General features: G+C 72.6%; 31 protein-coding genes and 1 pseudogene. 19 read left to right on the top strand and 13 right to left on the bottom strand.

What is annotated here, in order from left to right; translation table 11 throughout:
• Window positions 1–34: 34 nt before the first annotated feature.
• Window positions 35–928 (bottom strand): LysR family transcriptional regulator, encoded by an 894-nt coding sequence (locus tag ACZ6JT_RS32385; protein ID WP_469215333.1) that lies wholly within the window; start codon window positions 926–928, stop codon window positions 35–37.
• A gap of 129 nt (window positions 929–1,057) precedes the next feature.
• Here ACZ6JT_RS32385 and ACZ6JT_RS32380 point away from each other — a divergent pair, with 129 nt between their 5' ends.
• The 7 genes and pseudogenes from ACZ6JT_RS32380 to ACZ6JT_RS32350 all read left to right on the top strand — a co-directional run bounded on the left by ACZ6JT_RS32380 (window position 1,058) and on the right by ACZ6JT_RS32350 (window position 6,948).
• Window positions 1,058–1,705 carry a hemerythrin domain-containing protein gene (locus tag ACZ6JT_RS32380; RefSeq protein WP_469215330.1) on the top strand — a complete coding sequence of 216 codons (648 nt, stop codon included), beginning with the start codon at window positions 1,058–1,060 and terminating at the stop codon, window positions 1,703–1,705.
• Window positions 1,706–1,746: 41 nt separating this feature from the next.
• Window positions 1,747–2,781: a GNAT family N-acetyltransferase gene (locus tag ACZ6JT_RS32375; protein WP_469215328.1), complete on the top strand. Its 1,035-nt coding sequence runs from the start codon at window positions 1,747–1,749 to the stop codon at window positions 2,779–2,781.
• Between the two features lie 55 nt (window positions 2,782–2,836).
• Window positions 2,837–4,027 (top strand): annotated as a pseudogene (locus tag ACZ6JT_RS32370) (glycosyltransferase); the annotation flags it as partial.
• An 18-nt stretch (window positions 4,028–4,045) separates the two neighbouring features.
• Window positions 4,046–4,783, top strand: coding sequence for an SAM-dependent methyltransferase (locus tag ACZ6JT_RS32365; RefSeq protein WP_469215515.1), 738 nt, complete (start codon window positions 4,046–4,048; stop codon window positions 4,781–4,783).
• A 100-nt stretch (window positions 4,784–4,883) separates the two neighbouring features.
• The gene (locus ACZ6JT_RS32360) at window positions 4,884–5,753 is read left to right on the top strand and encodes an alpha/beta fold hydrolase (protein ID WP_469215327.1); all 870 of its coding nucleotides are present in this window, start codon (window positions 4,884–4,886) and stop codon (window positions 5,751–5,753) included.
• Between the two features lie 221 nt (window positions 5,754–5,974).
• Window positions 5,975–6,538 (top strand): hypothetical protein, encoded by a 564-nt coding sequence (locus tag ACZ6JT_RS32355; protein WP_469215325.1) that lies wholly within the window; start codon window positions 5,975–5,977, stop codon window positions 6,536–6,538.
• 194 nt (window positions 6,539–6,732) lie between these two features.
• Entirely contained in the window at window positions 6,733–6,948 is a 216-nt protein-coding gene (locus tag ACZ6JT_RS32350; protein WP_469215323.1) for an I78 family peptidase inhibitor, read from the top strand.
• A 53-nt stretch (window positions 6,949–7,001) separates the two neighbouring features.
• Here ACZ6JT_RS32350 and ACZ6JT_RS32345 read toward each other — a convergent pair whose 3' ends face one another.
• Window positions 7,002–7,967: an MBL fold metallo-hydrolase gene (locus tag ACZ6JT_RS32345; RefSeq protein ID WP_469215321.1), complete on the bottom strand. Its 966-nt coding sequence runs from the start codon at window positions 7,965–7,967 to the stop codon at window positions 7,002–7,004.
• Window positions 7,968–8,234: 267 nt separating this feature from the next.
• Here ACZ6JT_RS32345 and ACZ6JT_RS32340 point away from each other — a divergent pair, with 267 nt between their 5' ends.
• A complete protein-coding gene (locus ACZ6JT_RS32340; RefSeq protein WP_469215320.1) occupies window positions 8,235–8,390 on the top strand; it encodes a hypothetical protein in 156 nt (51 codons plus the stop codon).
• A gap of 112 nt (window positions 8,391–8,502) precedes the next feature.
• Complete coding sequence (locus ACZ6JT_RS32335) at window positions 8,503–9,225, top strand: hypothetical protein (RefSeq protein ID WP_469215318.1); 723 nt, start codon at window positions 8,503–8,505, stop codon at window positions 9,223–9,225.
• A 278-nt stretch (window positions 9,226–9,503) separates the two neighbouring features.
• On the opposite strand, the gene ACZ6JT_RS32330 is transcribed toward ACZ6JT_RS32335, so the two are convergent.
• Entirely contained in the window at window positions 9,504–10,226 is a 723-nt protein-coding gene (locus tag ACZ6JT_RS32330; RefSeq protein ID WP_469215316.1) for a dienelactone hydrolase family protein, read from the bottom strand.
• A gap of 305 nt (window positions 10,227–10,531) precedes the next feature.
• Here ACZ6JT_RS32330 and ACZ6JT_RS32325 point away from each other — a divergent pair, with 305 nt between their 5' ends.
• Window positions 10,532–10,816 (top strand): hypothetical protein, encoded by a 285-nt coding sequence (locus ACZ6JT_RS32325; protein WP_469215314.1) that lies wholly within the window; start codon window positions 10,532–10,534, stop codon window positions 10,814–10,816.
• The gene (locus tag ACZ6JT_RS32320) at window positions 10,813–11,406 is read left to right on the top strand and encodes a hypothetical protein (protein WP_469215312.1); all 594 of its coding nucleotides are present in this window, start codon (window positions 10,813–10,815) and stop codon (window positions 11,404–11,406) included. Before ACZ6JT_RS32325 ends, ACZ6JT_RS32320 begins: the two co-directional genes overlap by 4 nt.
• A gap of 110 nt (window positions 11,407–11,516) precedes the next feature.
• On the opposite strand, the gene ACZ6JT_RS32315 is transcribed toward ACZ6JT_RS32320, so the two are convergent.
• The 3 genes from ACZ6JT_RS32315 to ACZ6JT_RS32305 all read right to left on the bottom strand — a co-directional run bounded on the left by ACZ6JT_RS32315 (window position 11,517) and on the right by ACZ6JT_RS32305 (window position 14,502).
• Entirely contained in the window at window positions 11,517–12,308 is a 792-nt protein-coding gene (locus ACZ6JT_RS32315) for a rhomboid-like protein (protein ID WP_469215310.1), read from the bottom strand.
• Window positions 12,309–12,377: 69 nt separating this feature from the next.
• The gene (locus ACZ6JT_RS32310) at window positions 12,378–13,289 is read right to left on the bottom strand and encodes a hypothetical protein (RefSeq protein WP_469215308.1); all 912 of its coding nucleotides are present in this window, start codon (window positions 13,287–13,289) and stop codon (window positions 12,378–12,380) included.
• Window positions 13,290–13,440: 151 nt separating this feature from the next.
• On the bottom strand, window positions 13,441–14,502 hold the full coding sequence (locus ACZ6JT_RS32305; RefSeq protein ID WP_469215306.1) for a serine hydrolase domain-containing protein: 1,062 nt from the start codon (window positions 14,500–14,502) through the stop codon (window positions 13,441–13,443).
• Window positions 14,503–14,766: 264 nt separating this feature from the next.
• Between ACZ6JT_RS32305 and ACZ6JT_RS32300 the strand changes: the two genes are divergently transcribed.
• Window positions 14,767–15,132 (top strand): hypothetical protein, encoded by a 366-nt coding sequence (locus tag ACZ6JT_RS32300; protein ID WP_469215305.1) that lies wholly within the window; start codon window positions 14,767–14,769, stop codon window positions 15,130–15,132.
• A gap of 22 nt (window positions 15,133–15,154) precedes the next feature.
• Here the strand turns inward: ACZ6JT_RS32300 and ACZ6JT_RS32295 are convergent, their stop codons facing one another.
• Window positions 15,155–15,778, bottom strand: a complete 624-nt coding sequence (locus tag ACZ6JT_RS32295; RefSeq protein WP_469215304.1) for a TetR family transcriptional regulator — start codon at window positions 15,776–15,778, stop codon at window positions 15,155–15,157.
• A 100-nt stretch (window positions 15,779–15,878) separates the two neighbouring features.
• Here ACZ6JT_RS32295 and ACZ6JT_RS32290 point away from each other — a divergent pair, with 100 nt between their 5' ends.
• Together ACZ6JT_RS32290 and ACZ6JT_RS32285 are read left to right on the top strand one after the other, a co-directional pair.
• Window positions 15,879–16,064, top strand: coding sequence for a hypothetical protein (locus ACZ6JT_RS32290; RefSeq protein ID WP_469215302.1), 186 nt, complete (start codon window positions 15,879–15,881; stop codon window positions 16,062–16,064).
• The gene (locus ACZ6JT_RS32285) at window positions 16,064–16,357 is read left to right on the top strand and encodes a DUF4190 domain-containing protein (RefSeq protein ID WP_469215300.1); all 294 of its coding nucleotides are present in this window, start codon (window positions 16,064–16,066) and stop codon (window positions 16,355–16,357) included. Before ACZ6JT_RS32290 ends, ACZ6JT_RS32285 begins: the two co-directional genes overlap by 1 nt.
• A 24-nt stretch (window positions 16,358–16,381) precedes the next feature.
• On the opposite strand, the gene ACZ6JT_RS32280 is transcribed toward ACZ6JT_RS32285, so the two are convergent.
• Together ACZ6JT_RS32280 and ACZ6JT_RS32275 are read right to left on the bottom strand one after the other, a co-directional pair.
• Complete coding sequence (locus ACZ6JT_RS32280) at window positions 16,382–16,780, bottom strand: hypothetical protein (RefSeq protein WP_469215299.1); 399 nt, start codon at window positions 16,778–16,780, stop codon at window positions 16,382–16,384.
• A 353-nt stretch (window positions 16,781–17,133) separates the two neighbouring features.
• A complete protein-coding gene (locus ACZ6JT_RS32275; protein ID WP_469215297.1) occupies window positions 17,134–17,589 on the bottom strand; it encodes an RpiB/LacA/LacB family sugar-phosphate isomerase in 456 nt (151 codons plus the stop codon).
• Between the two features lie 224 nt (window positions 17,590–17,813).
• Here ACZ6JT_RS32275 and ACZ6JT_RS32270 point away from each other — a divergent pair, with 224 nt between their 5' ends.
• Window positions 17,814–18,572 carry a DUF4328 domain-containing protein gene (locus tag ACZ6JT_RS32270; RefSeq protein ID WP_469215295.1) on the top strand — a complete coding sequence of 253 codons (759 nt, stop codon included), beginning with the start codon at window positions 17,814–17,816 and terminating at the stop codon, window positions 18,570–18,572.
• A 60-nt stretch (window positions 18,573–18,632) separates the two neighbouring features.
• Here the strand turns inward: ACZ6JT_RS32270 and ACZ6JT_RS32265 are convergent, their stop codons facing one another.
• Complete coding sequence (locus ACZ6JT_RS32265; RefSeq protein ID WP_469215293.1) at window positions 18,633–19,214, bottom strand: hypothetical protein; 582 nt, start codon at window positions 19,212–19,214, stop codon at window positions 18,633–18,635.
• A gap of 386 nt (window positions 19,215–19,600) precedes the next feature.
• Between ACZ6JT_RS32265 and ACZ6JT_RS32260 the strand changes: the two genes are divergently transcribed.
• Both ACZ6JT_RS32260 and ACZ6JT_RS32255 read left to right on the top strand, forming a co-directional pair.
• Window positions 19,601–19,771 (top strand): chaplin, encoded by a 171-nt coding sequence (locus ACZ6JT_RS32260; RefSeq protein ID WP_469215514.1) that lies wholly within the window; start codon window positions 19,601–19,603, stop codon window positions 19,769–19,771.
• A 269-nt stretch (window positions 19,772–20,040) separates the two neighbouring features.
• On the top strand, window positions 20,041–20,244 hold the full coding sequence (locus ACZ6JT_RS32255) for a cold-shock protein (RefSeq protein WP_469215291.1): 204 nt from the start codon (window positions 20,041–20,043) through the stop codon (window positions 20,242–20,244).
• Window positions 20,245–20,378: 134 nt separating this feature from the next.
• On the opposite strand, the gene ACZ6JT_RS32250 is transcribed toward ACZ6JT_RS32255, so the two are convergent.
• A complete protein-coding gene (locus ACZ6JT_RS32250) occupies window positions 20,379–20,729 on the bottom strand; it encodes a VOC family protein (protein ID WP_469215289.1) in 351 nt (116 codons plus the stop codon).
• Between the two features lie 283 nt (window positions 20,730–21,012).
• A complete protein-coding gene (locus ACZ6JT_RS32245) occupies window positions 21,013–21,648 on the bottom strand; it encodes a TIGR03086 family metal-binding protein (RefSeq protein WP_469215287.1) in 636 nt (211 codons plus the stop codon).
• A gap of 98 nt (window positions 21,649–21,746) precedes the next feature.
• Between ACZ6JT_RS32245 and ACZ6JT_RS32240 the strand changes: the two genes are divergently transcribed.
• Together ACZ6JT_RS32240 and ACZ6JT_RS32235 are read left to right on the top strand one after the other, a co-directional pair.
• The gene (locus ACZ6JT_RS32240; RefSeq protein WP_469215284.1) at window positions 21,747–22,718 is read left to right on the top strand and encodes a helix-turn-helix transcriptional regulator; all 972 of its coding nucleotides are present in this window, start codon (window positions 21,747–21,749) and stop codon (window positions 22,716–22,718) included.
• 790 nt (window positions 22,719–23,508) lie between these two features.
• On the top strand, window positions 23,509–23,925 hold the full coding sequence (locus ACZ6JT_RS32235) for an LppU/SCO3897 family protein (protein ID WP_469215283.1): 417 nt from the start codon (window positions 23,509–23,511) through the stop codon (window positions 23,923–23,925).
• A 481-nt stretch (window positions 23,926–24,406) separates the two neighbouring features.
• Here the strand turns inward: ACZ6JT_RS32235 and ACZ6JT_RS32230 are convergent, their stop codons facing one another.
• Window positions 24,407–24,895 (bottom strand): hypothetical protein, encoded by a 489-nt coding sequence (locus ACZ6JT_RS32230; RefSeq protein ID WP_469215281.1) that lies wholly within the window; start codon window positions 24,893–24,895, stop codon window positions 24,407–24,409.
• Window positions 24,896–24,986: the final 91 nt, after the last annotated feature.

The following is a 24,986-nucleotide window of genomic DNA, read 5'->3' as shown; positions in this document are numbered from 1 at the left end:
GGCCGGGCCGCCACGGCCCTCGGCGGACGCCCCGTCAGAAGCGGAACACGCCGAGGTCCCGCACCGTGTCGGCCAGGGCGCGGATGAGGTCGTTCTCGGCTTCGGTCCGCCAGACCAGGGCGAAGCGCATGGTGGCCATGTCGGGGATGGGGATCCATCGGATGTTCGACATGCCCCAGTGCCGGGTGACGTGCCCGGGGAAGGTGTGGATGATCTCACCCATGCCGACGTGGTTGATCAGCTGATCGGCGTTGTCCGACGCCGCGGACGTGATGCGCTCGATCGGCCGGCCCCGTGGGGTGTGGAAGGGCAGGTAGCTGTCCTCCCAGTAATCCGGCAGGCCGAGAGCCGTGCCGTGCGGGAAGTCGGCCAGCAGCTCCAGCCGTACCGAGTCCCGCTGCGCGAGCCGGTGGTCGGCGGCCACGGCGAGGATCCGCGAGTCGCTGCACAGGACCGGCCCGACGGTGAAGTCCGGTTCCTCCACCGGCAGCCAGGCGACGATGACGTCCATCGCGCCGCTGCGGAGCTGGCCGAACACATCGGTGAAGGTCGCCTGGCGGATCCGGAGCCCCCACTGCGGGTACCGCGCGCGGAACGCCTTCCAATAGGGGTGCAGATCCACGACGTTGAACGGCATCAGGCTGACGCGCAGCTCTGCGGTGATGCCACGGGCCGCCAACTGGGCCCGCTCCAGGGACTCGTGCAGACCCGCGTAGACCGGCTGCAGATCGTCGCGGAACTGGCGGCCGACCTCCGTCAGCCGCACCGTACGGCTGGTACGGGCGAACAGCTCGGCACCGATGCGCCGTTCCTGCTTCTTGATGGCCTGGCTGACGCGTGCCTGGGAGACGTGCAGCCGCTGCGCGGCCCGGCCGAAGTGCAGCTCCTCGGCCAGCACCAGGAAGATCTCGATGTCCCGCAGTTCCACCGGCCCGGCCCTTCGTCGATAACCCAGCGGTTATCGAACCGCGCACAGATGTTCCTTGATCTTACGTGCGAACCGCAAGATCGTTTGGAGCATGCAGTCACGCGCGCAAGCCCCCCCGACACCATGCCCATGAGCGACGCCGACGCCCTCGACCTGACCGTGACGTACGCGATGCACGACGCCCTGCGCCGGGAACTGGCCCACCTGGACCGGGTCACCACCGCCGCGGACCGTGACCCGCGGCAGGTGCTGGCCACCGCCGCCGGCTGGACGCTGTTCAAGAAGGCCCTCCACGCCCACCACACGGCCGAGGACGAGGCGCTGTGGCCGCCGCTGCGGCAGAACCTGGCCGGCCGGCCGAAGGACCTGGCGCTCCTGGAGGTCATGGAGGCCGAACACGCCGCCATCGCCCCGGTGATCCAGGCCATCGACGCCGCACTGACCGACCCCGGCGCCGGCCCGCTGCGGCTGGGCCAGCTCGCCGACGCCCTGACCCGCGGCCTGGCCGGCCACCTCCAACACGAGGAGGAAGCGGCGCTCCCGCTGGTCCGACGGGAGCTGACGGCCCAACAGTGGGGCCACTTCTGCCGGGTCCAGGCCCGGCACATCGACCGGGACGCACCGCTGCTGCTGCCGTGGCTGCTCGACGGCGCCGACGAATCGACGGCGGCCGGACTCCTCGCCCGCCTGCCCGCACCCGCGTACGCCGCCTGCACCACCCGGTGGATCCCGGCGTACGCCGCTCTCGACCGCTGGAGTCCGGACACCACGCCCTGACACCGATGCCCCGACCCGGCCCGACCACGAAAGCCATCACCTTGACCGAACCCGTACATGTCATCGAGCTCCAGCACGTCTCGGTCGCCGAAGCCGCCGCGTGGCACCGGATCGTCGCCGCCTCGACGGCCCACGACCTGCCCGGCGTACCGGCCCCCGACCCCGCAGAGATCCACGCCCGGCTCACCCAGCCCGCTCTGGGCAGCCGCCGGCTGACCTGGCTGGCCATCGGGGCGGACGACGGCGTCCCCGTCGCGGTCGCCGGCCTGCGGGTGTTCACCTCCCCGGGCCAGGAGCACCTGTCCGAACTGGAACTGCACGTCGACCCCGCACACCGGCGCCTGGGAACCGGCTCCCTCCTGCTGTCGGCGGTCGTGGCGGCCTGCCGCACCGAGAACCGGCGCAGCCTCATCGCGGCAGCCGCGGCCGACAGCCCGGGCGAGGCCTTCGGCGAACGGCGCGGCTTCCGCCGGGTCCTGACGCTGGATCACCTCATCCTGCGCCTCGACGAGAAGCCCGCGACCGGCCTCCCCCCGACCGGCCTCCTCGATACCGACCTGCCCCAAACCGCCGACACCCCGCCCCCCGGCTACCGGCCGGCCCACTGGAGCGGCACGGTTCCCGACGAGCTCGCCGACGCCTTCGCCGCGGCGAAGAACGCGATGAACGACATGCCCGTCGGCGACATGGACTACGGCAGCATCGCGTGGGACGCCGACCGCGTCCGCGCCATGGCCAAGGTGGTCGCCGACCGCGGCGACACACTGCTGACCCTCGCGGCGGTCCACGACGACGGCACCATCGCCGGCTACACCGAGATCCTCCTTCCCCAGGGGTCCGGGCCGAGGGCCCAGCAGTACGACACGGCGGTCGTGCCCGCGCACCGCGGCCACGGCCTCGGGCTGTGGGTCAAGTCCGCCATGGTGCGGCGCCTGCGCGCCGAGCATCCCGACGTCGTCGAGATCGAGACGGACAACGCCGACGACAACGTCCACATGCTGGCCGTCAACCACCGGCTGGGATACCGCTCCTACCGGCGCACCCACGAGTTCCAGCTCGACGTGCCCGCGACCTGACCTCACCCACAGACCCCCCGTTCCTCCCCCCCACCACAGAAACGAGAATCACGACATGCGCGTGCTGTTGATGGCGTACGGATCACGCGGCGACATCGCCCCGCTGGCGGCACTGGCGGCCCAGCTGCGAGAACGCGGCGCGGAGGTGCGCGTGTGCGCACCACCGGACGAGGAGTTCGCGGAACTGCTGGCCGGCGTCGGCGCCGAACTGGTGCCCTTCGGACGGGACGTACGCGCGCTGCGCACGGGAGCACCGCCCTCGGACGCGGCCGCGTTCGCGGCCGAACTCGTCGCCGCGCACTTCGACACGGTCGCCGGGGCGGCCGAGGGCTGTGACGTGCTGGTGGCGAGCGGTCTGATGCCGGCCGGCGCCCGCTCGGTGGCCGAGAAGCTGGGCATCCGCTACGTCTACGCCGGCTTCCACCCGTTCGAGATGCCCTCCCCGCACTACCCGCCGCCGCCGCGGCCCGGCCCGCCGGCCCCGCCCGACATGACCGACCGCCGGGCCCTGTGGGACCTGGACACCCAGAAGGTCAACGCCCTCTACCGCCGGCCCCTCAACGCCCACCGCACGGCGCTCGGCCTCGCCCCCGTCGACGACGTCCGCGCGCACGTCTTCACCGAACGGCCGTGGCTGGCGGTGGACCCCGTCCTCGGCCCGTGGCAGGAACTCCCGGACCTCGACGTCGTACAGACCGGCGCGTGGATCCTGCCCGACGAGCGCCCCCTGCCCGCCGACCTGGAGGCCTTCCTGGACGCCGGTACCCCACCGGTGTACGTCGGATTCGGCAGCATGCCCATGAGCACGGCCACCGACATCGCCCGCACCACCGTCGAGGCGGCCCGCGCGCAGGGCCGCCGCGTGCTCGTCTCCCGCGGCTGGGCCGACCTGGGCCTGGTGGACGACTCGGACGACTGTTTCGCCGTCGGCGACGTCAACCACCAGTCGCTGTTCCGTCGGGTCGCGGCCGTCGTCCACCACGGCGGCGCCGGCACCACGACCACCGCCGCCCGGGCCGGCGCACCCCAGGTGGTGGTGCCCCAGTTCGTGGACCAGCCCTACTGGGCCGCCCGCGTGGCCGACCTGGGCATCGGCGCGGCACACGACGGCCCCACCCCCACCCTCGCGTCCCTGTCCGCCGCCCTCGAAACGGCCCTGACCCCCGAGACGCGGGCACGGGCGAAGGCCGTCGCCGACACCATCCGCACCGACGGGGCGGAGGTGGCCGCGCGGCTGCTCCTCGACACGGGACCCGCCGCACCGATGAGCCGCGAACAGATCTCCCAGATCGCCCATGCCGAACACCCGATCAAGTCCCCGCTCGACGACGAATCGGTCGCCCTGCTGCTCGAACGCGGCCTGCCGCGGGGCGACGAGCGCGTGCTCGACCTCGGATGCGGTACGGCGGAATGGCTCCTGCGCGCCCTGGCCACCCGCCCGCTCCTGCACGCCGAGGGCGTCGACGTCTCCGAGGTCGCCCTCACCCAGGCCCGCCGGACGGCCAGCGGCCTCGGAGTCGAGGAGCGCCTGGTCCTCCACCACCGGGAAGCCGCGGACTTCACCTCCACCCAGCCGTTCGACCTGGTGATCAGCATCGGCGCCACCCACGCCTTCGACGGCCTCCTGCCCACCCTCGCGGCCGCCCGCCGGCACCTGGCCCCCGGAGGCCGCGTACTGATCGGCGAGTCGTTCTGGGACCGCACCCCCTCACCCGAGGCCGTCGAGATGTTCGGTGACCTCGCCGACCTGGCGACCACGGTGGACCTCGTCGTCGCCGACGGCTGGACCCCCGTCCACGGCCACGTCAGCACCCGCAGCGAGCTGGACGCCTACGAGTGGGCCTGCTGGGGCTCGCTGGCCGCATGGGCCCTGGACCACCCCGACGACCCGGCCGCCGCACAGGTACTGGAGACGGCCAACACGGCGCGTTCGGAATGGCTGCACGGGTACCGGGACAGCTTCGGCTTCCTCTGCCTGGTCCTGCGCCGGACAGCGGACTGACCGTATGGGGCCGCCGACCGGCCCCTCCGTCGAACAGAGCACGAACGATCTCCCGCCAGGGCCGACGCCGAACCGCGCCGGCCGGAAAGCGAGCACCCGGATGCACCCCACGTACGTACTGGTCCACGGCGCCTTCGCGAACTCCTTCTCCTTCGCGCCCCTCCAGGCCGAGCTCGGCCTCCTGGGGCACCGTTCGGTCGCCGTCGACCTGCCCGGCCACGGCTTCCAGGCGACCTTCACCCCCGCCTACCAGAGCCCGCAGGACCCCGCAGGCCTCGCCTGCGCACCCGGCTCGATCAAGGGCGTCACGCTCGCCGACAACGCCGCGCACCTGATCGGGATCGTGGAACGGGCCAAGCGCAACGGCCCCGTGATCCTCGTCTCCCACAGCCGCGGCGGCATCACGGCCACGGCCGCGGCCAACGCGCGCCCGGACCTGATCGACCGCATCGTCTACGTCTCGGCCTGGTGCCCGGTCCGTCTCGACGTCGGCGACTACTACGCCGAGCCGGAGATGGCCGGGGTCGACCCCGCCGCCTTCGCCTCGGCGCTGGCCGGGAACCCCGCCGACCTCGGGCTGCTCCGGGTCAACTTCCGCACCGCGCACCCGGACGCGCTCGCGGCGTTCAAGGCGGCCTTCTTCGCCGACGGCACCGACGAGCAGTTCCTCGCCTTCCTGAACACCTTCCAGCCCGACGAGAACCTGGACGCCGGCGGCCCCGCCGACCGGGCGCAGGCCGCGACCTGGGGCCGCATCCCGAAGACCTACATCCGCCTGGCCGACGACGCGAGCCTGCCCCTCGCCCTCCAGGACCGGCTGATCCGCGAGGGTGACGAGCTGACGCCGGACAACCCGTACGACGTCCACACGCTGGAGGGCAGCCACCTGAAGTGGCTGGCCGACCCGGCGCCGGCGGCCCGAGTCCTGGGGGAACTCGCCACGCTCCCGTCCCCGCCCGCCCAGGCGTGACCGCAACCGGCCGGGGGCCCGCCGCCCGCCGTGACGGGCGGCGGGGCCGGGGGGTGGGGCCGGGGGGTGGGGCGGGCACGGGGGCCTGTCACGCGCCTGTGACAGTCGGCGGACAGCGTCGTGAAGTGCGGCGGTCAGTCTTTTAACCAGACGGACAAAACAGACATTTCACCACTGTCCTTCGATTCTTACCCCCACCCCCTCTTATTGGAGTAATTCTCATGGCTCGCACTTCTCGGAAGCAGCGTTTCTCGATGTTCGCCGTCTCGGCCGCGATCGTCGGGGGAGGCGTGCTGCTGCCCACCAGTGCATTCGCCGCGCCGGCCAAGCCGCAGGTCGGCGAGTCGGTCACGCTGGTCGCCGAGCACGCCAAGAGCGGCCACGAGAGCAAGGGCAAGAAGGACAACCGAAACCACAAGGGCAAGAAGCACGGCAAGAAGAACCAGGGCAAGGGCAAGAAGCACGGCAAGATCAAGGACGTCGAGAACATGCCGGGCTGCAAGTTCTACCAGGGCACCGTCTACTGCGAGCACAAGCCCGAAAAGCCCGCCCCCACCCCCGAGACCCCGAGCACGGAGACCCCCACCCCGGAGACCCCGGGCACGGAGACCCCGGGCACGGAGACCCCGGGCACGGAGACGCCCACCCCGGAGACCCCGACCACCGAGGAGGCTCCCGCCGCGGAGCAGACCCCGGCCGCGGAGACGCCGGACACGGAGACGCCGGCCGCCGAGACGGAGGCCGCGGACACCGCCCCCTTCATCCTGACGACGGAGACCTCCTAGCTCCCCGTGCCGGTTCGGTTCACGCGGTGAGGCCCCGACGTAGCTCCCCGTACCCGTACCGGTCCACCCGGTGAAGCGATACGGCTGACCAAGCCCCTGTCAGGCCCTCCGGGCCGCAGGGGCTTCGGCCTGGAGAGGGCCACGCGCGGTGGATCGCGGTGGTTCGGTGTCAGCCTCCCGGGCAGGTGAGAGCCATGACCGCTTCCCCTTCCGCTTCCTCACCCTCCGCCGATGATCCGGCGCGCTACGTGGGCCTCGACGCCGCCGAGGCCGAGCGCCGGGCGCGAGCGCGCGGCTGGACGACGGTGCGCACGGTCCCGCCCGGCACGATGCTGACCATGGAGTACCTCGAAGGCCGGCTGAACTTCGAGGTCGAGGACGGCAGAGTACGAAGGGCCTGGAGCGGCTGACCCCATCCGTACGGCCGCCGTTACACGACGTTGACGGTGCGGCGCCGTGTCCGTCAGCCCCGCCCGTGCTGGTGCTGCTCGGGCAGTCGGCTCTCCGGGTGCGCCCACAGCAGTACGTTCTCGGGCCGCTCGTCGCGGAAGAAGTCGAGCACGTCCTGGTCCGAGTGGCGCAGGCTGAAGTGGGTGAGGACGAAGAGGGTGTCCGGATGCGCCTCGACGACGGGCTTCAGCCCGCTCCACACGGTGTGCCCGACCCGCTCGGCCCGGGCCAGCTCGGCGTCGTCGAGGAACGTGCACTCAGTGATGATCACCGGGTACTCGAACAGCCACGGGTTGGCCTCGAAGACGCTCACGTGGGTGTCCCCGAGGAAGGCGAACAACGGGCTGAGGACCTCTCGTTCGACCTCGGCGCCCTCCGTGCGGCGCTGCGCGAGGACCCGGCCGAACTCCGCCCCCCGGCCCTGGGCCGCGAGGTCGCGCCGCAGTTCCTCGTACTCGGGCAGCAGCGCCTTGCGCGGCTGCGAGAACGCGTACCCCACGCACGGCACCTTGTGGACGCACTCCACCACCCGCACACGGTGGCCGCGGCGCCCGAACGTGAACTCGTCGCCGCCGCGCACCCCGTGCAGCCGGCAGCCCGCCGCGAGCGAGGGGTCGTAGGCGGGGCCGTGGTTCAGCTCGGCGGAGGCCCGCAGGTAGGCCTCCACGTAGGGCGCCGACGCGGCGGGCAGGTGGATGTCGACACCGTCGGCCCGCGCGGCGAGGTAGTCGAGGTCCTTGGAGTGGTCGTGATGGGTGTGGGTGAGGAAGACGGTCTCCGGCCGGCGCCCTTCCGCCAGGCCCGCGTCGAGCGCGCAGCGCAACTCCGGGACGTGGAAGAACGTCTTGTCGTTGGCGCGCGAGTAACCGGTCAGGGTGAGCTCGGTCCCCGGTATGCGCCAGGTCTTCCACTGGCGGAACGGGTGTCCTCGCTCCAGCCGCTCGGGATGGGCGGGCGTCCGCGCCGGGGCCAGGGTCATCGGTGCCTCCGTCGGACCGCCATGATCGGGTGAGGGGCCGATCGTAGCGGCCGCCCCACCGGCGCGGCCCGCGGTTTTCCCGGCGCGCGACATGCCTGACACGCCGTCACCTAACGTGTCGGCTGGGGCGTACGGGGCGGTAGCGGCAGCCCTTGCGGTGCCCGCCGTCTCCGCCCTTCCCCATGCGCCCGAACCGGTGGACGGCTGCCCCCCCGGGCGACCGAAGATGAGCCCGGTCCGCGCTCGGCGGGCCGTGAGGGGAGCGCCATGACAACGTCTCCAGCCGCCCGCAGGCCGGCGCCGCCACCGAGCAGTGCCCGCGAGGTCCGGCTCGTGGAGGTGTCGCTGCCCCGCACCCGGCGCGTGCCCTTCTCGGACTTCGAGCTCGGCGTGCTGGACCGCACCGACCGCCCCGGCCGCTGAGGACCCCATCGGTACCCGGACCGGATGTCAGCGCCGGATGCCAGGATGGTGTTGCCGATCCGCTCAGTGATCGGGCCGGGGTGAACAGCACGGGGTGGGGCGGGTCGGGGCGTTGACGGATCAGCAGACGGATTGGTGCAGGAACTGCGGGGAGCCCGTCGTCAAGAACGACGGTCGCTGGTCACACGGTAGCCCCGGCTTCGGCTTCGGATTCGGCGGTTGGGGGCATGGGGGCTGCAGCGCCTACAGCTTCACCCTGCGGGGCGAGTGGGACAGCCGTCTGACGAAGGCGGAGAAGGCCGCCCCCCGCACCCGGGGCCAACGGGCGGGCACGGAGGAGTTCCCCGCCTGGCCCGGCCTGCAGCGGCAGCGGGCAGAGGCCGAGCGCAAGGAGCGGGAAGCCGCCGCCCTCGCGGCCACCCGGTTCTCCCCGCAGCTGACCCGGGCCGTCGAGGCCGCCGAAGCGGTGGTGGCGGATCCGGCAAGCGTCACCTTCCGCATCCTGGAGCGTCGACGTCAGGCCGTGATCCTCGCCATGGAGCAGCAGGCTCGACGGGCCGCGGCCGAACAGGGCCACGCGGAAGCCGGCAGCGTCACCGCCGAGGACGAACTCTGCCGGCTCCTGCAACTGACTCAGGAGCTCCTGCGGTCCCTTCGCGCGGCAGAGGAACTCCTGATACCGGCCGAGGCGTTCAAAGCGGCGGCCGCCCGCTACAGCGCCCGGATCGATCAGATCGCCACCGATCGCTACGCCTCCCTGCCACGGGTTGGAGACGGCGCCTTCACCGAGCGCAGCGCGCTCCACACCGCACGCCGACGCGCCGGACGCCGGTAAGGACCGTGGATGACGAAGCGGCCCACGAAGGGGGCGACGGCCGCCTGGACGCGCTGTAGGTACTCGATGACGTCCCCGCACCGAAGGAGTACGTGGTGCCCGCTTGCGGCTTCGCAGGTGGGTAATGACCGCGAACGCAGCCGAGGGCGGTCGGACGGTGCGAATACCCCGGAGGTAGTCGCTGGGCCCCGCGGGTCCCCGCCTGGTGGGCAGGGACCCGCGGGGCGGCCGGCGCCGTTACCGCCTACCGCCTGCCGGCGCCCGGCGGTGGCCCGGCCTTACTTCAGGTGCCGGTCGAAGAAGCGGGCCCCGTCCTCCACCTCGAACCACGGGGTGCCGGTGTGGCCGCCCAGGTTGGCGTGCAGCGTCTTCTCCTTGGCGGCGAAGGAGTCGAACAGGTCCAGGGCCCGCTGCCGGGGGTTGCCCTCGTCGTCCCACTGCAGCAGGAACAGCAGCGGAACGGTGACCTGCCGGGCCTCCTCGCGCTGGGCGCGGGGCACGTAGCCCCCGGCGAAGAAGCCGGCGGCCGAGATGCGCGGTTCGACTGCCGCGAGGTGGATGCCGACGGCGGTCCACCCCGAGTACCCGACCGGGCCGTCGATCCCGGGCAGCGCGAGGAGGGCGTCCAGGGTGGTCCGCCATTCCGGTACCGCCTCTTCGACCAGCGGGCCGATGAAGGACTCGAGGATCTCGTCGACCGGCTCGCCGCCCTGCATCGCCCGGCGGAGGTCGGCGCGGGCCTGCTCGTCGGCGGCGCGACGGGGCCGCTCACCGCACCCGGGGGCGTCGATGGCGGCCACCGCGTAGCCGTGCGCCGCGGTCTGCCGGGCCCGGGCCACCAGCCGGGCTGCCGACTTGGGCAGGCCGTTGTTGTGGGCCATCAGGACCAGCGGGGCCGGTGCCGCGGATTCCGGCGTCCACAGGGTGCCGGGGATCTCGCCGAGGGTGAACTCGCGTACGAGGACGCCGCCGTCGAGGCGTCGCTCGGAAGTGAATCGCATGGTCGTGCCTTTCGGGAGTGCTCTGGAACGGCGCTCCCGGACGACCTGCCTAGCGTCCGACCGTGACCCCGGAGGGGAGCACCCATGTCGATACTGCGTTCACGGGTACCACCTCCTCGTCCTCTCGCACGGCCGCGGGAAACGTAGCAGCGGCCACCGGGGTGCGCCCAACGGTTTTCCCGCGCCCGCCCGCGCGGGCGGCGCCCTCCCCGCCGCCGCTCACCCGGATACGGGACGCAGGCAGTGCCCGCAGGCGGCGTCAAGGAATTCTTGACAAGTCGGCCGTGTCAAGGTTTCCTTGACGCATGTTGATCATGGAGTCGACGAGGGCCCGGCACCGGAACCTCTTTCCCGCCACCCCGTCCATGGCCGCCGTACTGCCGCTCACCGTGACCCTGCCCGCCTTGACGACGATGGTCGGCGGCCGGCTCGGCACCTTCGCCACCGTCGCCCTGACCGTTGTCAGCCTCGTACTCATCGCCGGCACGGCCGCCCTCGCCGCCCGGGCGGCCCGCGACAGCGCCGAGCGGGCACGCCGCGACGAGGCGGTCCTCGACGCCCTCGAACCCCTCGCCGGACTGCGCCGATGAGCGACCAACCACTGCTGCACCCGGCGGAGAGGGACCGGATCCGGGAAGGGATCGCCGCAGCCGTCCTCGGCGCCCCCGACGGACTGGCCGACTCGCTCGAACACGACGCCCACGGATACCTGCGCCTGCTGGACGCCTCGCGCGTCGGCGCCGAGGAGGCCGGCCGCCTGCTGCGCGAGGCCGTCCAGGGCGCCAGGTCCGCCGGCCACAGCTGGGACACGGTGGGCCGCGTCCTGGGAGTGAGCCGCCAGGCCGCCCAGCAGCGCTTCGCGGACAAGGGCGCGGGCGCGCATCCGTCGGCACCGCTCGCCGAGGGCCCGAACGCCCCGAAGCGCCGCACCCTCAGCGGGCTGACCGCGTTCGACGAGATGGCCGCGCTGGAGGAGGCCGGCCGCGACGGCTGGCACATGGTCGGCTACGGCCCCTTCTTCCACGAGGTGGAGGCCTCCGGCCACCCCTGGGAACACTGCCGGGTCACCCTCCCCTCCGGTGCGCGCCACCGGCGACTGGAAGCAGAGGGATGGATTCCGGTCGGGGCGGGATGGTTCCCGTGGCGGTACTACAAACGGCCCGTCGCCCCCGCCGGTTGAAGGCGGTGGGACACCGCTGCCGCACCCGTCCCACCTGCGCCCCTGCCGCACCCGTCCCACGGACCCGCGCCGCTGCCGCACCCCGCCCACCCGCGTCGTCTCGCCGCAGCTCAGGCCGACGGGTCAGCCGTGGTTCCGGCTGCCGGTGACGACGGCTGCGCTACGGAGCCCCGGTGCGGCCCCGAGCCGCCCGCGGGGGAGGGCCGGCCGGCAGTGCGGCCCCGTCGGCGCCTGAAAGCCGGGACGCCCAGCAGCCCGAAGCCGAGGGCCGCCGCCGTGAGATGGCCGACGGTGGTGAAGTCCGGCAACGGACCGGCCCATTCGGCACCGCCCACAGGCCACGCGAGAACGAACACGGCCCACGGCAGGCGGCCCCGGCGCGGCAGGGCGAGCGTGCCGAACGCCAGCACGGTCTGTGCGCCGTAACTGACCCCGTAGTCCAGGGCTTGGCGCACGGCCGCCGGATACCAGCCGTGCCGCAGCGCGACGGTGATGACGGCCGCGGTGAGCAGGGTGGCCGCGACATGCCCGCCGAGGAACACCGCCACGGCGCGCCGCTTCCCCCACCGGTGCTCCACCCAGGCCAGGAAGCAGCACACGCCGAGACCCAGGGTGATGAAAGTGCCCACGAAGTCGGTCGAGGTGACATCCGTGAGCGTGCCGTCGACGAACAGCGCGCTGCCGAGCAGCGCGGACACCGGATGGTCCCGCAGGTTGTCCACATTGGTGCTCAGATAGCCCAGCACGCCGGCCGCCCGGTCGGCGGACAGCCCGTAGCCCAGCCAGGCATGGCCGGCCAGGAGCAGGCAGACGTAGGCGAGGGTCAGCGGCGCACGACGCGGGTACCCCCGCACGGCGCGCAGCGTCCTGCCCGGAAGGCCCCACGGGGACTGAGAGTTCATACCGTGGCATTCTCCCTCTCCACCCGAAGGCCGGGACCGGCGGGGACCGGCGGGTGACGGCAGCCGCCCTCAGTACAGCGGGCCGGAGGGAAACCCGTGATCCGGCGGCAACGGATCGGGCAGGACGGGAGCCGGCCGGGCGGCGGCCGCCCCCGCCCGCCCGGCGGCCAGGCGCGCGGGCCACTCCACCGCCCACATGATCGCGGCGGCCCCCGCCAACGGCCCGAAACCGGCAGCGTGAAGACGCGGGTCCACGAACGCGAAGGCCGCACAGATCAGCCACAACAGCAGGCAGTGGTAGGCGACCAGGACGATCGAGGCGATTCCCGGCACGGGCAGGGACAGCGTGATGCGCGGCAGCACGAAGAGGGACGCCACGGCACACAGGGCGAGCGCCTGCCGCCACCCCGGCGCGGAGTCGAGCCGTACGCCGTCCAGCACGAGCACGGCGAGCGCCAGTCCGGCGGCATTGAGCAGTACGGCGGCCAGCGCCCGCGCGGCCGCGCGGGCGCTGCGGCGGCGGAACAGGGCGAAGAAGGTCCCGGCGGTGGTGGCGACGGCAGCCACCAGCAGCCCCGAAACGAAGACCGGCCCCAGTCCCGTCAGGCGCACCGGCAGGCCCGCGGCGCCGCAGATCCGTACGCCGGCCCAGAGGGCGAGCGGATACACGGTGAACGGGATCAGCAGGCCGACCAGGCTCTGCAGCACGCCGAGGAACATCAGCCGACGCATCGGAGCGAAGAACTCCCGGTCCGAGGCCCCGAGGTCCGGCTCCTGCGCGAGCAGCCCCCGGGCCCGTCGCAGGGACGGCCGCATCAGCAGACCCGTCAGGCTCGACGCCGCCCATACGCCCGCGCTCACGAAGGCGGCCACCACCCCCACCGCGAGCACCTGCCGGCCGGCTGAACCGGTCAGCCGGAAGTCGACGACCAACAGTGCGGCCACCGCCACGCCGGCAGCCACCGAAGCCGGCCGCAGCAAGACGCCGGCGCTCCTTCCCGTACGCCCGCGCCCGTGTCCGTGCCCGTGTCCGCGCCCGTGCCTGTGTCCGTGTCCGCGCCCGCCCGTGACCGTCATCAGCTCGCCCCCCTGGTGAGTCGCGCCCCCGACAGAAGGCATGCCCGGTGGTTCGTCAGGGAAATCGGGCCGTGCGCTCCGCCTGCAGGGTGCGCAGGAGGTCGAAGGCCGGCCCGTCCACCGGGCGCCGGGTGTTGCCGAGGGCGACGACGGCGACCCGTGTCTCCGGGTCGAACCCCACGAAGGAGGAGAAGCCCCCCGTTCCTCCGTTGTGCCAGATCTGGAGGTGGCCGCCCTGCCGGGGGTGCAGACGGTGGGCCATCCAGCCGAGGTGCACCCAGGTGAAGGAGTTCCTGCGGTGCTCGAACGCACGGCTCAGGCGGATCGCCTCGGCGAGCTCCGCGGGGCCGCCGTCCAGCTGGGCCCGTACGAAGGCCACCAGGTCGCTCGCGGTCGACCGCAGGCCGCCCGCTCCCACCAGGTCGGCGAGGTGCCACGGCGCGGCCGGCCGCCCCCGGCGCACGTGACCCCGCGCGGAGCGTTCCGAGCGGCTGCCGTCCACTGTCACCACGGTGTCGGTCATGCCCAACGGGGCACAGATCTCCCGGGTGATGAGGCTCTCGTAGTCCGTGCCCGCCCGGCGGGCGAGGGCCAGCCCCAGCAGCCCGGCTCCGAGGTTGGAGTAGCGGAACCGCTTCCCCGGAGCGGCCCCCAGCCGGGTCCCGGCCAGCCCGGCCAGCAGGACGTCGGCCGTGCAGCCGGCGTACGGATCCGGCTTCGACGGCCGCAGCAGAGCCTGGAGCAGCATGCCCTTCGGCAGGCGCGGCAGGCCCGAGGTGTGGGTAGCCAGATGCCGCAGGGAGATCGGCCGGCCGTCCCGTGACGGAACGGCCGTCCCGGCGGGCAGCAGATCGCCGAGCGGCTCGTCCAGGCCCACCGCGGCGGCGGACGCCATGCGCGTCAGCGCCAGGGCGGTGAACGCCTTGGTCACCGAGCCGATCTCGAACAGCGTGCCGGGGCCGGGGACACGCCCGTGGCCCGCGCCGGTGCTTCCGGCACCCCGTATCTCCACGACGTCGTCCGCCACCGCGGCCACCACCACGCCGACGTGCCGCTCCGCCAGCCGGTCCGCGGTCCGCTGGGCGAGGGGTGCGAGTTCTTGTGCTTCTTGTGCCATGACGGACATCATCGCGGCGTCCCCCCGGGCGACCCGTGCGCCCCGATGATGATTTCCGGCCGTCGCCGCTGCGACCTGAGCGGTACGGCGAGAGCGTGACGGACACCGATCCCGCGCCGGCGGCAACGGCGTTAAAACACCGCCCGGTTATGCCCCAAAGGTGACTGTCTGCAGCCTGCACTGATCGGATAGCAATGACGAGGCGCCTGGCACGGCCCGCCGACGGTCGGCGGAGATCACAGCGCGCCGAGAAAGGAACGTCCCGTGATCCGCACCCGTTTCGCCGTCGCTCTGTCCACCATGGCCGTCACCGCCCTCGCGATCACCGCGAGCCCCGCCTCGGCGGCCCCCGGCGACACGCTCACCATGTGTTCCAGCACGCTCACCCCCGACGGCTGGGTGGACGCCCAGTGGTGGAACAGCGGCGGGTGCGGCTCCGGCTTCACGCCCAACACCAAGCAGATCAAGGACCTCAGAGGCTACCCCGTCGGCACCCAGGTCAACGCCTGCGCCTCCACCTGGCCGCCCGCCGGCTGGACCATCACCAGCACCTACTACTCCAGCGGCTGCCGCTACTCCGCCGTCCCCAGCTTCAACCCCAACACCTGGACGCTGAAGCGCACTTCCTGATCCCCGCCTGCGCCCTGCGCTCCTACCCCTGCCAGTGCTCGCGTCCGAGGTGGATCAGGCGGAGCTGGTCGCGGGCCGTCGCGAGGACGGGGGACCAGTCCTCGCCGCGCAGGGAGGCGGTCAGGCACGCGGAGGCCGTCATGAACATGTGGTCGACCAGGAGCCGGGACAGCATCGTCACGTCGGCGGCCCCCCAGCCCGCACTGAGCGGCTCCGCCCCGAGGACGGAGCCGATCTCGGCCGCGAAGGCGTCGAGTTGTCCGGCGATGGCCTCGCGCACCGCCGCGATGCCGCCGTGCCGCTCCCGGACGAGGAAGCGGACGTGCGCCGGACGGCTGCGGACGAGTTCGGCGACGAGCCGCACCGCGTCGTCGGAGCGCTGCCCGGCGTCGCCACTCGACGCGAGGACGCCCCGTACGGTCGCGTGCAGGCTGGCCAGGGCCTCCTCGACCAGTACGGTCCCCAGCTCGTCCATGCCACGGAAGTGCCGGTAGAAGGCGGTGGGAGTGACCCCGGCATGCCGGGCGACCTCCCGCAGACCGAGAGCGCCCAGACTCCGCTCCTCCAACTGGCCCAGGGCCGCGTCGAGCAGCGCCCGCCGGGTACGGCGGCGCTGCGCCTCGCGGACACCGGTGTTCGCACCCATGAAGGCAGTCAACCGCGTCACAGTCGACGGCCGCCAGCATGAGACGAACCGGACCGGGTAGTCGGTGAACAACCGTTACCTGAAAGTAGGAGGAACTCCCGTGCTCTTCCTCGTAGGTGCACTCCTCGTCCTGGGCGTCATCCTCGGCACCGTGGCCCATGTGCCGGTGCCGGTCAGCGTGGCCGCCGGCCTCGCGATCGCCCTCTGGCTCGCCCTCTTCGCCGCACGCGAGCGCCTCTCCGGCCACCGTTCCGGGCGCCCCGACCACCGCCGCGGAGGTCTGTGATGAAGGCGCCCACCGACGTCAAGGCCCCGGCCGGCGCCCGCTCCCGTACCCGCGGCCGCTACCGCGACGCCGACCTGATGGCCGTCACCGCGTTCGTCCTCGGTCTGGTCGGGCTCCTGCTGATGAACCTGCTGCTCGGACCGATCGCCGTCGTCCTCGGCTCCCTCGCCCTGTGGCGGAAGACCGCACGGCCCGGCCGCGCCCGCCTGGGCATAGCCCTGGGCGTGGCCGACCTCGTGGTCCTCGCCTGCCTCGTCACCACCGACGGCACGTGGTCGTGGAGCCTGACCTGACGGGGCGGCGGACGAGGTGGGGTTCTACTCGGGCCGGGAACCGAACCAAGCCCGGCTTTCCGGCTGGTTGGGGCGGACGATCGCCAGGATGGCCGGCACGAGCCACACCACTCCCAGCACCGGTGCCACCCGGAAGAACGCAAACGTGAAGGGCAGCGCGGTCCAGCCGTAGGCGAAGGCGAAGACGCGCAGATGGGGACGGCGCGTGGGGAACTTGAGGGCGGTCGTGACACCCCACGCGGCAACAGCGAGGACGAGCAGCCCGACGAATACGACGATCCCGGAGTGGGCCTCGCCGGGCGTGGAGCAGCACGTGGCCGAGGCGTCGCCCTCGCCCCAGACGGCGGTGGCGATGGCCACGCTGTTGGTCACCAGAGCGAGCCCGAGGACGGTCTGCATGCCTCCGAGGATCATCATCAACACGCGAAGGCTCTTCACCGGCTGAGGCATCTGCGCGCCTGAGGGGATCGGCCCATGGCCCCCTCCACCCGGGCCACCCGAGCCTCCGGACCCGCCCACCCCTCGGTTACCGCTTGCCCGCGACCGCTGCCAAGGCCGCTGGTCGCGGGAATCCCCGTCGTCCGTGCTCATCCTGACAGCCCTCCCCATGGGCGGCACTGGCACCTGCGCGCCATGCTCCGGCGGCCCGTGCCGGCTGTCCAGTCGCAATCCGGCCCGGCCTGTTGCCGACGATCCCGAACCGGTACCACCGACCCCGCCACCGCCGCGCCGCAGAGCCGCGCACCGTCACCCCCCGCCGGCGTCACCGCCTTCCTTCAGGGTGCGGCTCCGGGGTCGTCGAGCCGTTTGACGCGCGCCACGTTCTCCCGGTCCTCCTCGTCCGCGCTCACCTCGGCGGCGAACCAGGCGTCGAGGATCTCCTTGAGCAGCGGTTCCGAGGTGAGGCGCAGGCTGAGCGCGAGCACGTTGGCGTCATTCCAGCGGCGCGCACCGTCCGCCGTGTACGCGTCCGTGCACAGGGCTGCGCGCACGCCGGGAACCTTGTTCGCGGCGATCGACGCGCCCGTACCGGTCCAGCAGCACACGACGGCCTGGTCCGCGTTCCCGGCGGCGACCTCGCGGGCCGCCGCCTCCGAGCAGACTGCCCACTGCGGATCGTCGCCCGGGCTCAGCGCCCCGTACGTCACCACGTCGTGACCGCGGTCGCGCAGGTGCCCGAGGAGTGCGCGAGCCACGGGTTCGTCCATGTCCGAGGAAACGCAGATCCGCATGCCCCGAGACTAACCGGCCGTGCAACAGACGCGGCGGCCGCGACCAGGTGGTCGGCTGCGGCACGGAAAGCGGCAGCCACGGCCCCGGCGGCGCGAAACCCCGGCCTACCACCCTGACCTGGGGAAACGGGCATGACGCGGACGGACCGGCTGACGTAGGTTCCAGCGTGGCCCGCCTGCTCGGCGCGCCTTCTCCTGTACGCGCACCCTGGGGGTTCCTCCGCATGTCCGCAGCTCCGGTCGGCCCGCCGACCCCGACCCCGACCCCGACCCCGACCTCGACCTCGTCCCCGTACGCTGCGCCCGGCGTACCGGGCGCACGGCTCCGCGCGCCCGTAGGCCTGGCCATCGCCCTGGCCGCGCTGTTTCCGCTGGTCATCGGGATCGCCGCGTACGCCGCGTACGCCGACTGGAACATGCGCACGCTCATGGAGCGCCTGCTCGCGGATCCCGCCACGGTCACCGACGCCGAGCTCGACCGGGGCCAGAGACTGACCGGCCTGGTCGGCACGATCCAGGGCAACGCCCTGTTCGTGACCGGCATCGTCTTCATCGTCTGGTTCCACCGGGTGCGCACCAACGCCGAAGCCTTCGCACCGGGCGCCGACAAGCTCGCGCCGGGCTGGGCGATCGGCGCCTGGTTCGTACCGTTCGCCAACCTCTGGCTGCCGTACCGGATCGCCGTGACCACGTGGGGCTCGAGCACGCCCCTCGGGGCCGACGGCGGTTACCGGCGCTTCCCGCTGACCCTGGTCAACCTCTGGTGGGGCACCTTCGTCCTGTCCCGGGTCCTGGGGTGGTTCGGAGGCATGGCCTACGGCCGCGCCCAGAGCACCGGCGCGGTGCGCGACGCGGCCACGACGATGCTGGCCGGTGACGTCCTCGACATCGTGGCGGCCGTCCTCGCGGTGCTCTTCGTACGCAGGCTCACGACCATGCAGCACACCAGGGCCGCGCAGCGGCCCACCGCCGCAGCGGTGTAACCGAGCAAGGTCCGGGCTCCGGGTAGCGGCGGCGTCCAGCCTCGGCGCCGCACGAAGGGATCAGCCGATGCGAACGGTGATCTCGGGGAGGGGTATGTCGGACAGGTTCAACTGGAGCCCGGCCAGGGTCAGGTAGGTCTGCGAGTCGGTCAAGGCGGAGGTGGTGGACGGCGCCTGGGTCTTCCCGCGCGTGCTCACCAGCAGGTGCCAGCCCCCGCGCTTGTAGCTGCGCGAGGCGTCGGCGCTGTCGCCGTTCGGGTTCAGCGTCCAGCCCTGGCGCTCCAGGTCGGCGCAGACCGCGTTCATCTCCGACTGTGCGGCGCTCTTCTCGCGGACGGCCGTCCAGCCCGTCCTGTTCGAGTTGGCGCCGGCCGGGCCGATCGGGCGGCCCTGCGCGAGGTCGAGACCCGCCGCGCCGACCGCGGTCCGGATCACCTCGTCAACGGCGTCCCGCGTGAGGGGCGGGGACGTGGACTCCGGTGTGGGCGACGCCGTGGACGGGGACGGCGCGGCCGCGGGCGCGCCCAGGTGCACGCGCCCCTCGTCGTCTATCTGTATGCGGTCCGGCAGGGCCGCGGCGGCCAGACTCACGATCAAGGTCGCGGCCAGCCCGATCCACACCCTCTTCAACAGTGCGTTCAACGCGAAACTCCCCCCGAGTGATCATTCAGAAGGAGTCTCACACACCAAGCTCGGCGCCCGGCAGCCCTTAAAGAGCGGGCCCGTCCCGTCGTGTGCGCGGAAACTTGCGGTTCCCACCCGGCTCGCACTGCCCGGACCACGCGACGAACGGCCCCGCCCGCGTGCAGGTCGGCGTACGCGCGGCACCCGAACGGGTCGACCACAGTGTCCATATGCCCGGTGGAGGCGTTGGAGAGGACAAGCGCCCGGCATGGGGCTGCCTGCCCGGCCCACAGCCGGCGCCCGCTTTCGCTCACCGTTCATACGCACATCCTGAAGGAGACCCAGTGAAGAAGACCACGGCCGTCATCACCGCTACCGGCGCCATCATCCTCGGCGCGGCAGGCATGGCCTCCGCCGACGCCGGTGCCCACGGCGCGGCCGTCGGCTCGCCGGGTGTTCTGTCCGGGAACCTCCTCCAGGTCCCGGTCCACGTTCCCGTCAACGTCTGCGGCAACACCGTCAACGTCATCGCGCTGCTCAACCCCGCCTTCGGCAACACCTGCGTCAACGCCTGATCCGGCCCCAGCAGCGCACCGGGAAGCCTTGCCGTTTCCCGTGCGGCACGTGAGCGCGGCCCCGGCTTCCTCCCCGGCCGGCCGCGCTCACGCGCGTTTCCCCCCCGCTGCCGTGAGAACAAGCCGCCGCTTCGTCCGCCGTTCGGCGGCGGCGGGCTGGGCTCGTCTCGTTCACTCCTGGGTGGTGTTTCGCCTGTACCGCGTGGGGGAGTATCGGGTTGCTGCCGGCCGCGGTGTTCGCGGGCCGGGGTGGATCGGGAAGGCGTGTCATGGCTCAAGGCACTGTGAAGTGGTTCAACGCGGAGAAGGGGTTCGGGTTCATTGCGCCGGATGACGGTACTCCGGACGTGTTCGTTCATTTCTCCGAGATCGACGCGCCCGGGTTCCGGTCGCTCGAGGAGAACCAGCGGGTGGAGTTCACCACGGGCCAGGGCCCCAAGGGTCCCCAGGCGCAGCAGGTCCGCCCCCTCTGATTCCTTTCGCGCCTGACCGCTGCCGCGGAACCCGCGCCCGCCCCCGGCCCGGCCTCTGCGCCCCAGGGCCGGTTGCGGCGTTCAAGGCGTGCCGACGGCACGGCCGAACGGCAGAATCCTCCGCACTGGGCAGGTCACAAGCCGTGGGCGAGGGGGTGCGACGGCTCGTACAGCGGAAGTTCGGCCCCGCTCGGCAGGCGGACAGCAGTCAGTTTGCCCCAGCGCTGCGCGCTGACCGGGCGGGTGATCTCGACGCCCCTGGCGCGGAATTCGCGGAGCTGGGAATCAAGGTCGTCGCACATCAGGTAGAGCTCGTGCCGGGGTGGGCCCTCGGCAGGATGTACGGCGACTTCGGCCGGGGGCAACTGGAAGACGAGCCAGCCGCCGCCCGCGTCGACCCCGGGGAAGCCGAGGACGTCACGGATGAAAGCACGGTCCGCCTCGGCGTCCTGGCTGTAAAGGATGACGTGCGCACCGCTGATCATGACCAGCCCCTGTCCACCACGTGCTGACGGTCGCGTCCCCGGCATCCTGACCGCGTCCCCGGCATCCTGACACACCGAGGTCAAGAAGATCCCCGGCCGGGTTCGATGACACGGCGGCTACGCCGAATGCCCCACCGGCGGGCCCCGGCCGGGAAACGCACCGGCCGCTCGCCGAAGCTCCTCACCCCGTCGCACATCGGACCGAGCGCGCCGGAAACCCGCCACCTGGTCCCGCTCGCCGGGGCCTCCCGGCCGACCCGGGAGGCCCCCCGCACCAGGCTACTCAGGGCCGGCGTCCGGCCCAGGCCACCAGCCGGTCGATGGCCGGGGCCCCGGGATCCACGGCCACCACCTCGGCGAAGGGGATCCGCCCGCCGCGGGTTTCGGCCGGCAGCGCGCGACGTACGACGTCGATCACACGCTCGATGAGGGCCGGGTCCCAGTCCGGGTCCTGTCCGGTCGCCCTGGCCAGGTCCCAGGTGTGGACCGTGAGTTCGTGGGTGTAGACGGCCGCGGCGGCCGCGCCCGGCAGGACGCCCATCGGCAGGCGCAGCTGCCGGCCGAGGATGCCCGGATCCGCCCACACCTCCGCGACCTCACGCGCCCCCGGCACCCAGGCCGCCGCCCACCCGCCGTCGGCGATCTCGTCGGCGAAGGACGGGACGCTGAACGGGTCCTCGCCGCGCCCGATCACCGAGATCCGGCGCACGACCGCGACGAGGTGGCTCGACAGCCGCCGTACGTCGAACTCCTCGCAGGGGGTCGGGGCGTCGTACTGCTCGGGCCGGACGGCGGCCAGCGTACGGCCCGCCAGCTCGACGGCCGCGGCGAGATCGGTCCGCGGATCGAACGAGAAGGGGGCGCCGTCGGTACGGGGGGAGTCGGACGGGGTCTCGATGAGCTGCTCGGTCTTGTTCATGGGTTCATCCTGTGAGCAAAAGTGGCCACCTTCTGGCCAGTTTCCCGAAGAGAATGAAAGACGACGACGCAGCACCCACGAAGGAGGAGAAAGGCCAGATGAGAGCCGACCGGCTAGTGGCGACCCTGCTCTTCCTCCAGGAACGCGGCCGCGTCACCGTGCCCGAAGTGGCCGCCGAACTGGAGCTGTCCGAACGCACCGCGCGCCGAGACCTGGAGGCCTTGGCCGCGGCCGGCATCCCCGTCTACTCGCAGCGCGGCCGCGGCGGCGGCTGGTCCCTCGTCGGCGGGGCCCGCACCAACCTCACCGGGCTGACCGCCGACGAGATCCGGGCGCTCTTCCTCGTCACCGGCCCCCTGTCGGCCACCCCCGAACTGCGCACCACGCTGCGCAAGCTGGTCCGGGCCCTGCCACCCACCCTGCGGGCCCAAGCCGAGGCCGCGACCCGCGCGGGGGTCGTCGACGCCACGGACTGGTCCCGCAACGCCGTCACCGCCGACGCCGCCCACCGCTCCGCGCTCCAGGGCGCCGTCGTGGACGGGATCCGCGTCCGCCTCGGGTACGCGGGCGTCGGCAAACCAGCCGGCGAACGTACCGTCGACCCCCTCGGACTCGTGGCCAAGGCGGGCGTGGACTACCTGGTCGCCGGTACGGACAAGGGTCTGCGCACCTTCCGGCTCAGCCGGGTCACCTCCGTCGAGCCGACCGGCGAACCGGTGACCCGGCCGCCCGGCTTCGACCTCGCCACGGCGTGGCGGACGCTGTCCGGAGCCTTCCAGGACGGCATGTACGCGGTGACTGCCCGCGCCCGCGTCCACCCCGACGCGCTGGACCTGTTGCAACGGTTCCTAGGCGGCCGCGTGCGCGTCGGCGGCCCGCTGCCCGACGGCTGGACCGAGGTCTGGGTCGACGGCCCGGCCGCCAAGGCCCTGGCGGGGCATCTGGCCGGGCTGGGAGGGCGGATCGAGGTACTGGAGCCACCGGAGGTACGGCAGTGGCTGGCCCGGATCGCCGCCGAACTCACCGGGATGTACGCGGGGGAGGAACCGACCGCACCGCACGGCCGGTAGCCGAAGGCGAACCGCTCTCGGAAGGCCCTGTCACCCATGTACCGGATGATCCCCGCGGCGGGCGTGCGGTGGTCGATCGTGCGGCGGGCTGCTGCCGTCGGGTCCGTTGCCCGGGGGCGGCGGTCTGAGCGCCGGCGCCGGGGGTCCGCCGGACGGTCCCCGGGTCCCCGGCCGGGGAGGAGACCGGGGTACGGGGTGTCCGGGTGCCGTACGGATCCGGGCGGCAGCCCGTCGTGCGGGCGGGCCTGCCCCATGACGCCGGGGGGACGGGCGTCACAGGGGCGAGGCCGCTCCGGAAGCCCAACCCCCAAGGCGAGGCCTCCGACACGTACGCGTCTGACCCGGCTCGCGCTCCCCAAACGCCCTTCGCCCCAGCAGTTCTGAGAGAAGGTCACCTCCAGCCCGCCCAGGGGCCCGCGCACGGAGCCACTTCACTGCCGTCCAGCGCGCGACAGCGAGCCCCGGATGCCGCGCGCCCCGGATGCCGCGCGCCCCGGGCCGCCGCATGCGGGGGAGACGACGGATGACCGCCCCGGCGAGGACCGGGAAGCGGTTGTCCTGGAGGGCATGGGCCAGGCTGCCGGGGCGGGAACCGTTGCGCCCACCTCAGACGCCCCTCCCGCGCGCACCATGCGGCCTCTAGGGGGAGCCGGCGGCGCGACCTGACGAGACGGCAGGCATCACGACTCTGCATCTGATTCGGAAGCGGAAGGGAAGAGTCCCTTTTGCGTGTTCAGGAGCCGGTAGCGTACGCGCGTTCGATCATGTACACGTCCCCAAGGAACCCCCCATGGCCACGCCTCCCGCGCCGCAGACCCCCGAGCAGCCCGCCGCCCCCGGCACGTTCGACGCCCCCGTCGCGCCGTCCGAACCCGCGAAGAAGAAGGGCGTCCTGGGGAAGAAGATCCTCGGCGCCGTCGTGGCGATCGCGGTCGTACTCTTCTGGCGGCTGGGCCTCCCCTACCTGACGGGCGAGGCCCCGGTGCACGCGAAGGCCGGCGAGTGCGTCGTCGTCACCGGCCCGGAGAACGACCCCAAGGTCGAGAGCACGGGCTGCACCGAGAAGGTGGCCGACCTTTACAAGGTCGTCAAGGTCGTCGACAACACCTTCAACCTCGACAAGTGCGAGGGCGTGGCCGAGGTCGCTCTCGCGCAGCAGCTCGAGGCGGACAAGTTCGTCCTCTGCATGGAGCCCGTCAAGAACTGACGCCCCACACGGGGCCGCAGGGCCGGACCCGCCGGGTCCGGCCCTGCGGCGTCCCGCGTTGGCCGTCAGGCAGTGCGCCCGTGCAGCGAGTCCGGCAGCGCGAGGTCGTCTCCAAACAGCCGCACCGCCGCCCCGGGTCGCCCGTGCCTGGGACTCCGCGAGCGCCACGCTCCGGCACCACCACCGCGAGGCTGGTGACGCCGCGTACGGCACGGCACAGCTCCGTCACGCCCCCGGTCCGCACTCCCGGGGACGAGCCGTACTGGGCATTGCGAGGTCCTTGCCGGCCTCGGCGGAGTCCATGAGGACCGCAGGGCCATCGGTCGGTCTCCCGGACCCCGCACTGCTCCCACGCCGTCGCCCGGTCGCTCGGGACGGCCACCCGGTCCGCCCCTGCCCGCTGCCAGCCCGCCTTCGTCTCGCAGGCGGAACCGTGTTCTGAAGCAGGCATCCGGGGGTCTCCAGAACTCGGCGACACCCCCTAGGGCCTTCCGATCCGGTTGAAGTCCGTGGGGTGGGCCAGCCGTCCCCTGCGGTAGAGGGCCAGGACGCGGCCACCGAGCTTGATGAGCCATTTCGGGGATTGCTGGCGCACGGCCTCGCGCCGGGTCTCCCATTCGACCGTGACTTCTCCGTACAGCTCCACGGTCAGAGTATTGATCTTCCCCTCCAGGCCCTGGAGGTAGGCGCCCAGCCGAATGATGGACTTGTTGCTCGTCCGCCAGTAGATGACGGCGAGTACGAAGAAGGCGCCGATGCCTCCGATGAAGATGCTCGACAGCCCCTGCCTCTCGCCCTTGAGCAGGATCGTGCCCACGGCTGACGCCAGGACGGCCATCGCCCCTATGAAGTTGATGAGTTGGCTACGCGCGACGATGCGCTGGTCTATCTCGTTGCGAAGCCACTCGTACTCCCTGAGCGCGATCTCCAGGAGTTCCTTCAGATCTTCACGCGAGAGCTGCTGCGGCATGTCCCCTCCCCAAGACGTCCTTCACAGGCAATCCCCTCGCCGCACCTGCGCCTAACCCTTCCCGAGGTCGACGTCGAGGACGGGAGCGGGG

This window comes from Streptomyces sp. NPDC046308 (assembly GCF_055588065.1).
This window is presented reverse-complemented; position numbering and strand designations above follow the sequence as displayed.

Excerpts from the sequence above, each read along its gene's own strand:
- ACZ6JT_RS32380 (WP_469215330.1), top strand. The coding sequence starts at position 1,058 with ATGAGCGACGCCGACGCCCTCGACCTGACCGTGACGTACGCGATGCAC.
- ACZ6JT_RS32365 (WP_469215515.1), top strand. The coding sequence starts at position 4,046 with ATGAGCCGCGAACAGATCTCCCAGATCGCCCATGCCGAACACCCGATC.
- ACZ6JT_RS32360 (WP_469215327.1), top strand. The coding sequence starts at position 4,884 with ATGCACCCCACGTACGTACTGGTCCACGGCGCCTTCGCGAACTCCTTC.
- ACZ6JT_RS32355 (WP_469215325.1), top strand. The coding sequence starts at position 5,975 with ATGGCTCGCACTTCTCGGAAGCAGCGTTTCTCGATGTTCGCCGTCTCG.
- ACZ6JT_RS32350 (WP_469215323.1), top strand. The coding sequence starts at position 6,733 with ATGACCGCTTCCCCTTCCGCTTCCTCACCCTCCGCCGATGATCCGGCG.
- ACZ6JT_RS32345 (WP_469215321.1), bottom strand. The coding sequence starts at position 7,967 with ATGACCCTGGCCCCGGCGCGGACGCCCGCCCATCCCGAGCGGCTGGAG.
- ACZ6JT_RS32340 (WP_469215320.1), top strand. The coding sequence starts at position 8,235 with ATGACAACGTCTCCAGCCGCCCGCAGGCCGGCGCCGCCACCGAGCAGT.
- ACZ6JT_RS32330 (WP_469215316.1), bottom strand. The coding sequence starts at position 10,226 with ATGCGATTCACTTCCGAGCGACGCCTCGACGGCGGCGTCCTCGTACGC.
- ACZ6JT_RS32325 (WP_469215314.1), top strand. The coding sequence starts at position 10,532 with ATGTTGATCATGGAGTCGACGAGGGCCCGGCACCGGAACCTCTTTCCC.
- ACZ6JT_RS32320 (WP_469215312.1), top strand. The coding sequence starts at position 10,813 with ATGAGCGACCAACCACTGCTGCACCCGGCGGAGAGGGACCGGATCCGG.
- ACZ6JT_RS32315 (WP_469215310.1), bottom strand. The coding sequence starts at position 12,308 with ATGAACTCTCAGTCCCCGTGGGGCCTTCCGGGCAGGACGCTGCGCGCC.
- ACZ6JT_RS32305 (WP_469215306.1), bottom strand. The coding sequence starts at position 14,502 with ATGGCACAAGAAGCACAAGAACTCGCACCCCTCGCCCAGCGGACCGCG.
- ACZ6JT_RS32295 (WP_469215304.1), bottom strand. The coding sequence starts at position 15,778 with ATGGGTGCGAACACCGGTGTCCGCGAGGCGCAGCGCCGCCGTACCCGG.
- ACZ6JT_RS32285 (WP_469215300.1), top strand. The coding sequence starts at position 16,064 with ATGAAGGCGCCCACCGACGTCAAGGCCCCGGCCGGCGCCCGCTCCCGT.
- ACZ6JT_RS32275 (WP_469215297.1), bottom strand. The coding sequence starts at position 17,589 with ATGCGGATCTGCGTTTCCTCGGACATGGACGAACCCGTGGCTCGCGCA.
- ACZ6JT_RS32270 (WP_469215295.1), top strand. The coding sequence starts at position 17,814 with ATGTCCGCAGCTCCGGTCGGCCCGCCGACCCCGACCCCGACCCCGACC.
- ACZ6JT_RS32260 (WP_469215514.1), top strand. The coding sequence starts at position 19,601 with ATGGCCTCCGCCGACGCCGGTGCCCACGGCGCGGCCGTCGGCTCGCCG.
- ACZ6JT_RS32255 (WP_469215291.1), top strand. The coding sequence starts at position 20,041 with ATGGCTCAAGGCACTGTGAAGTGGTTCAACGCGGAGAAGGGGTTCGGG.
- ACZ6JT_RS32250 (WP_469215289.1), bottom strand. The coding sequence starts at position 20,729 with ATGATCAGCGGTGCGCACGTCATCCTTTACAGCCAGGACGCCGAGGCG.
- ACZ6JT_RS32245 (WP_469215287.1), bottom strand. The coding sequence starts at position 21,648 with ATGAACAAGACCGAGCAGCTCATCGAGACCCCGTCCGACTCCCCCCGT.
- ACZ6JT_RS32240 (WP_469215284.1), top strand. The coding sequence starts at position 21,747 with ATGAGAGCCGACCGGCTAGTGGCGACCCTGCTCTTCCTCCAGGAACGC.
- ACZ6JT_RS32235 (WP_469215283.1), top strand. The coding sequence starts at position 23,509 with ATGGCCACGCCTCCCGCGCCGCAGACCCCCGAGCAGCCCGCCGCCCCC.
- ACZ6JT_RS32230 (WP_469215281.1), bottom strand. The coding sequence starts at position 24,895 with ATGCCGCAGCAGCTCTCGCGTGAAGATCTGAAGGAACTCCTGGAGATC.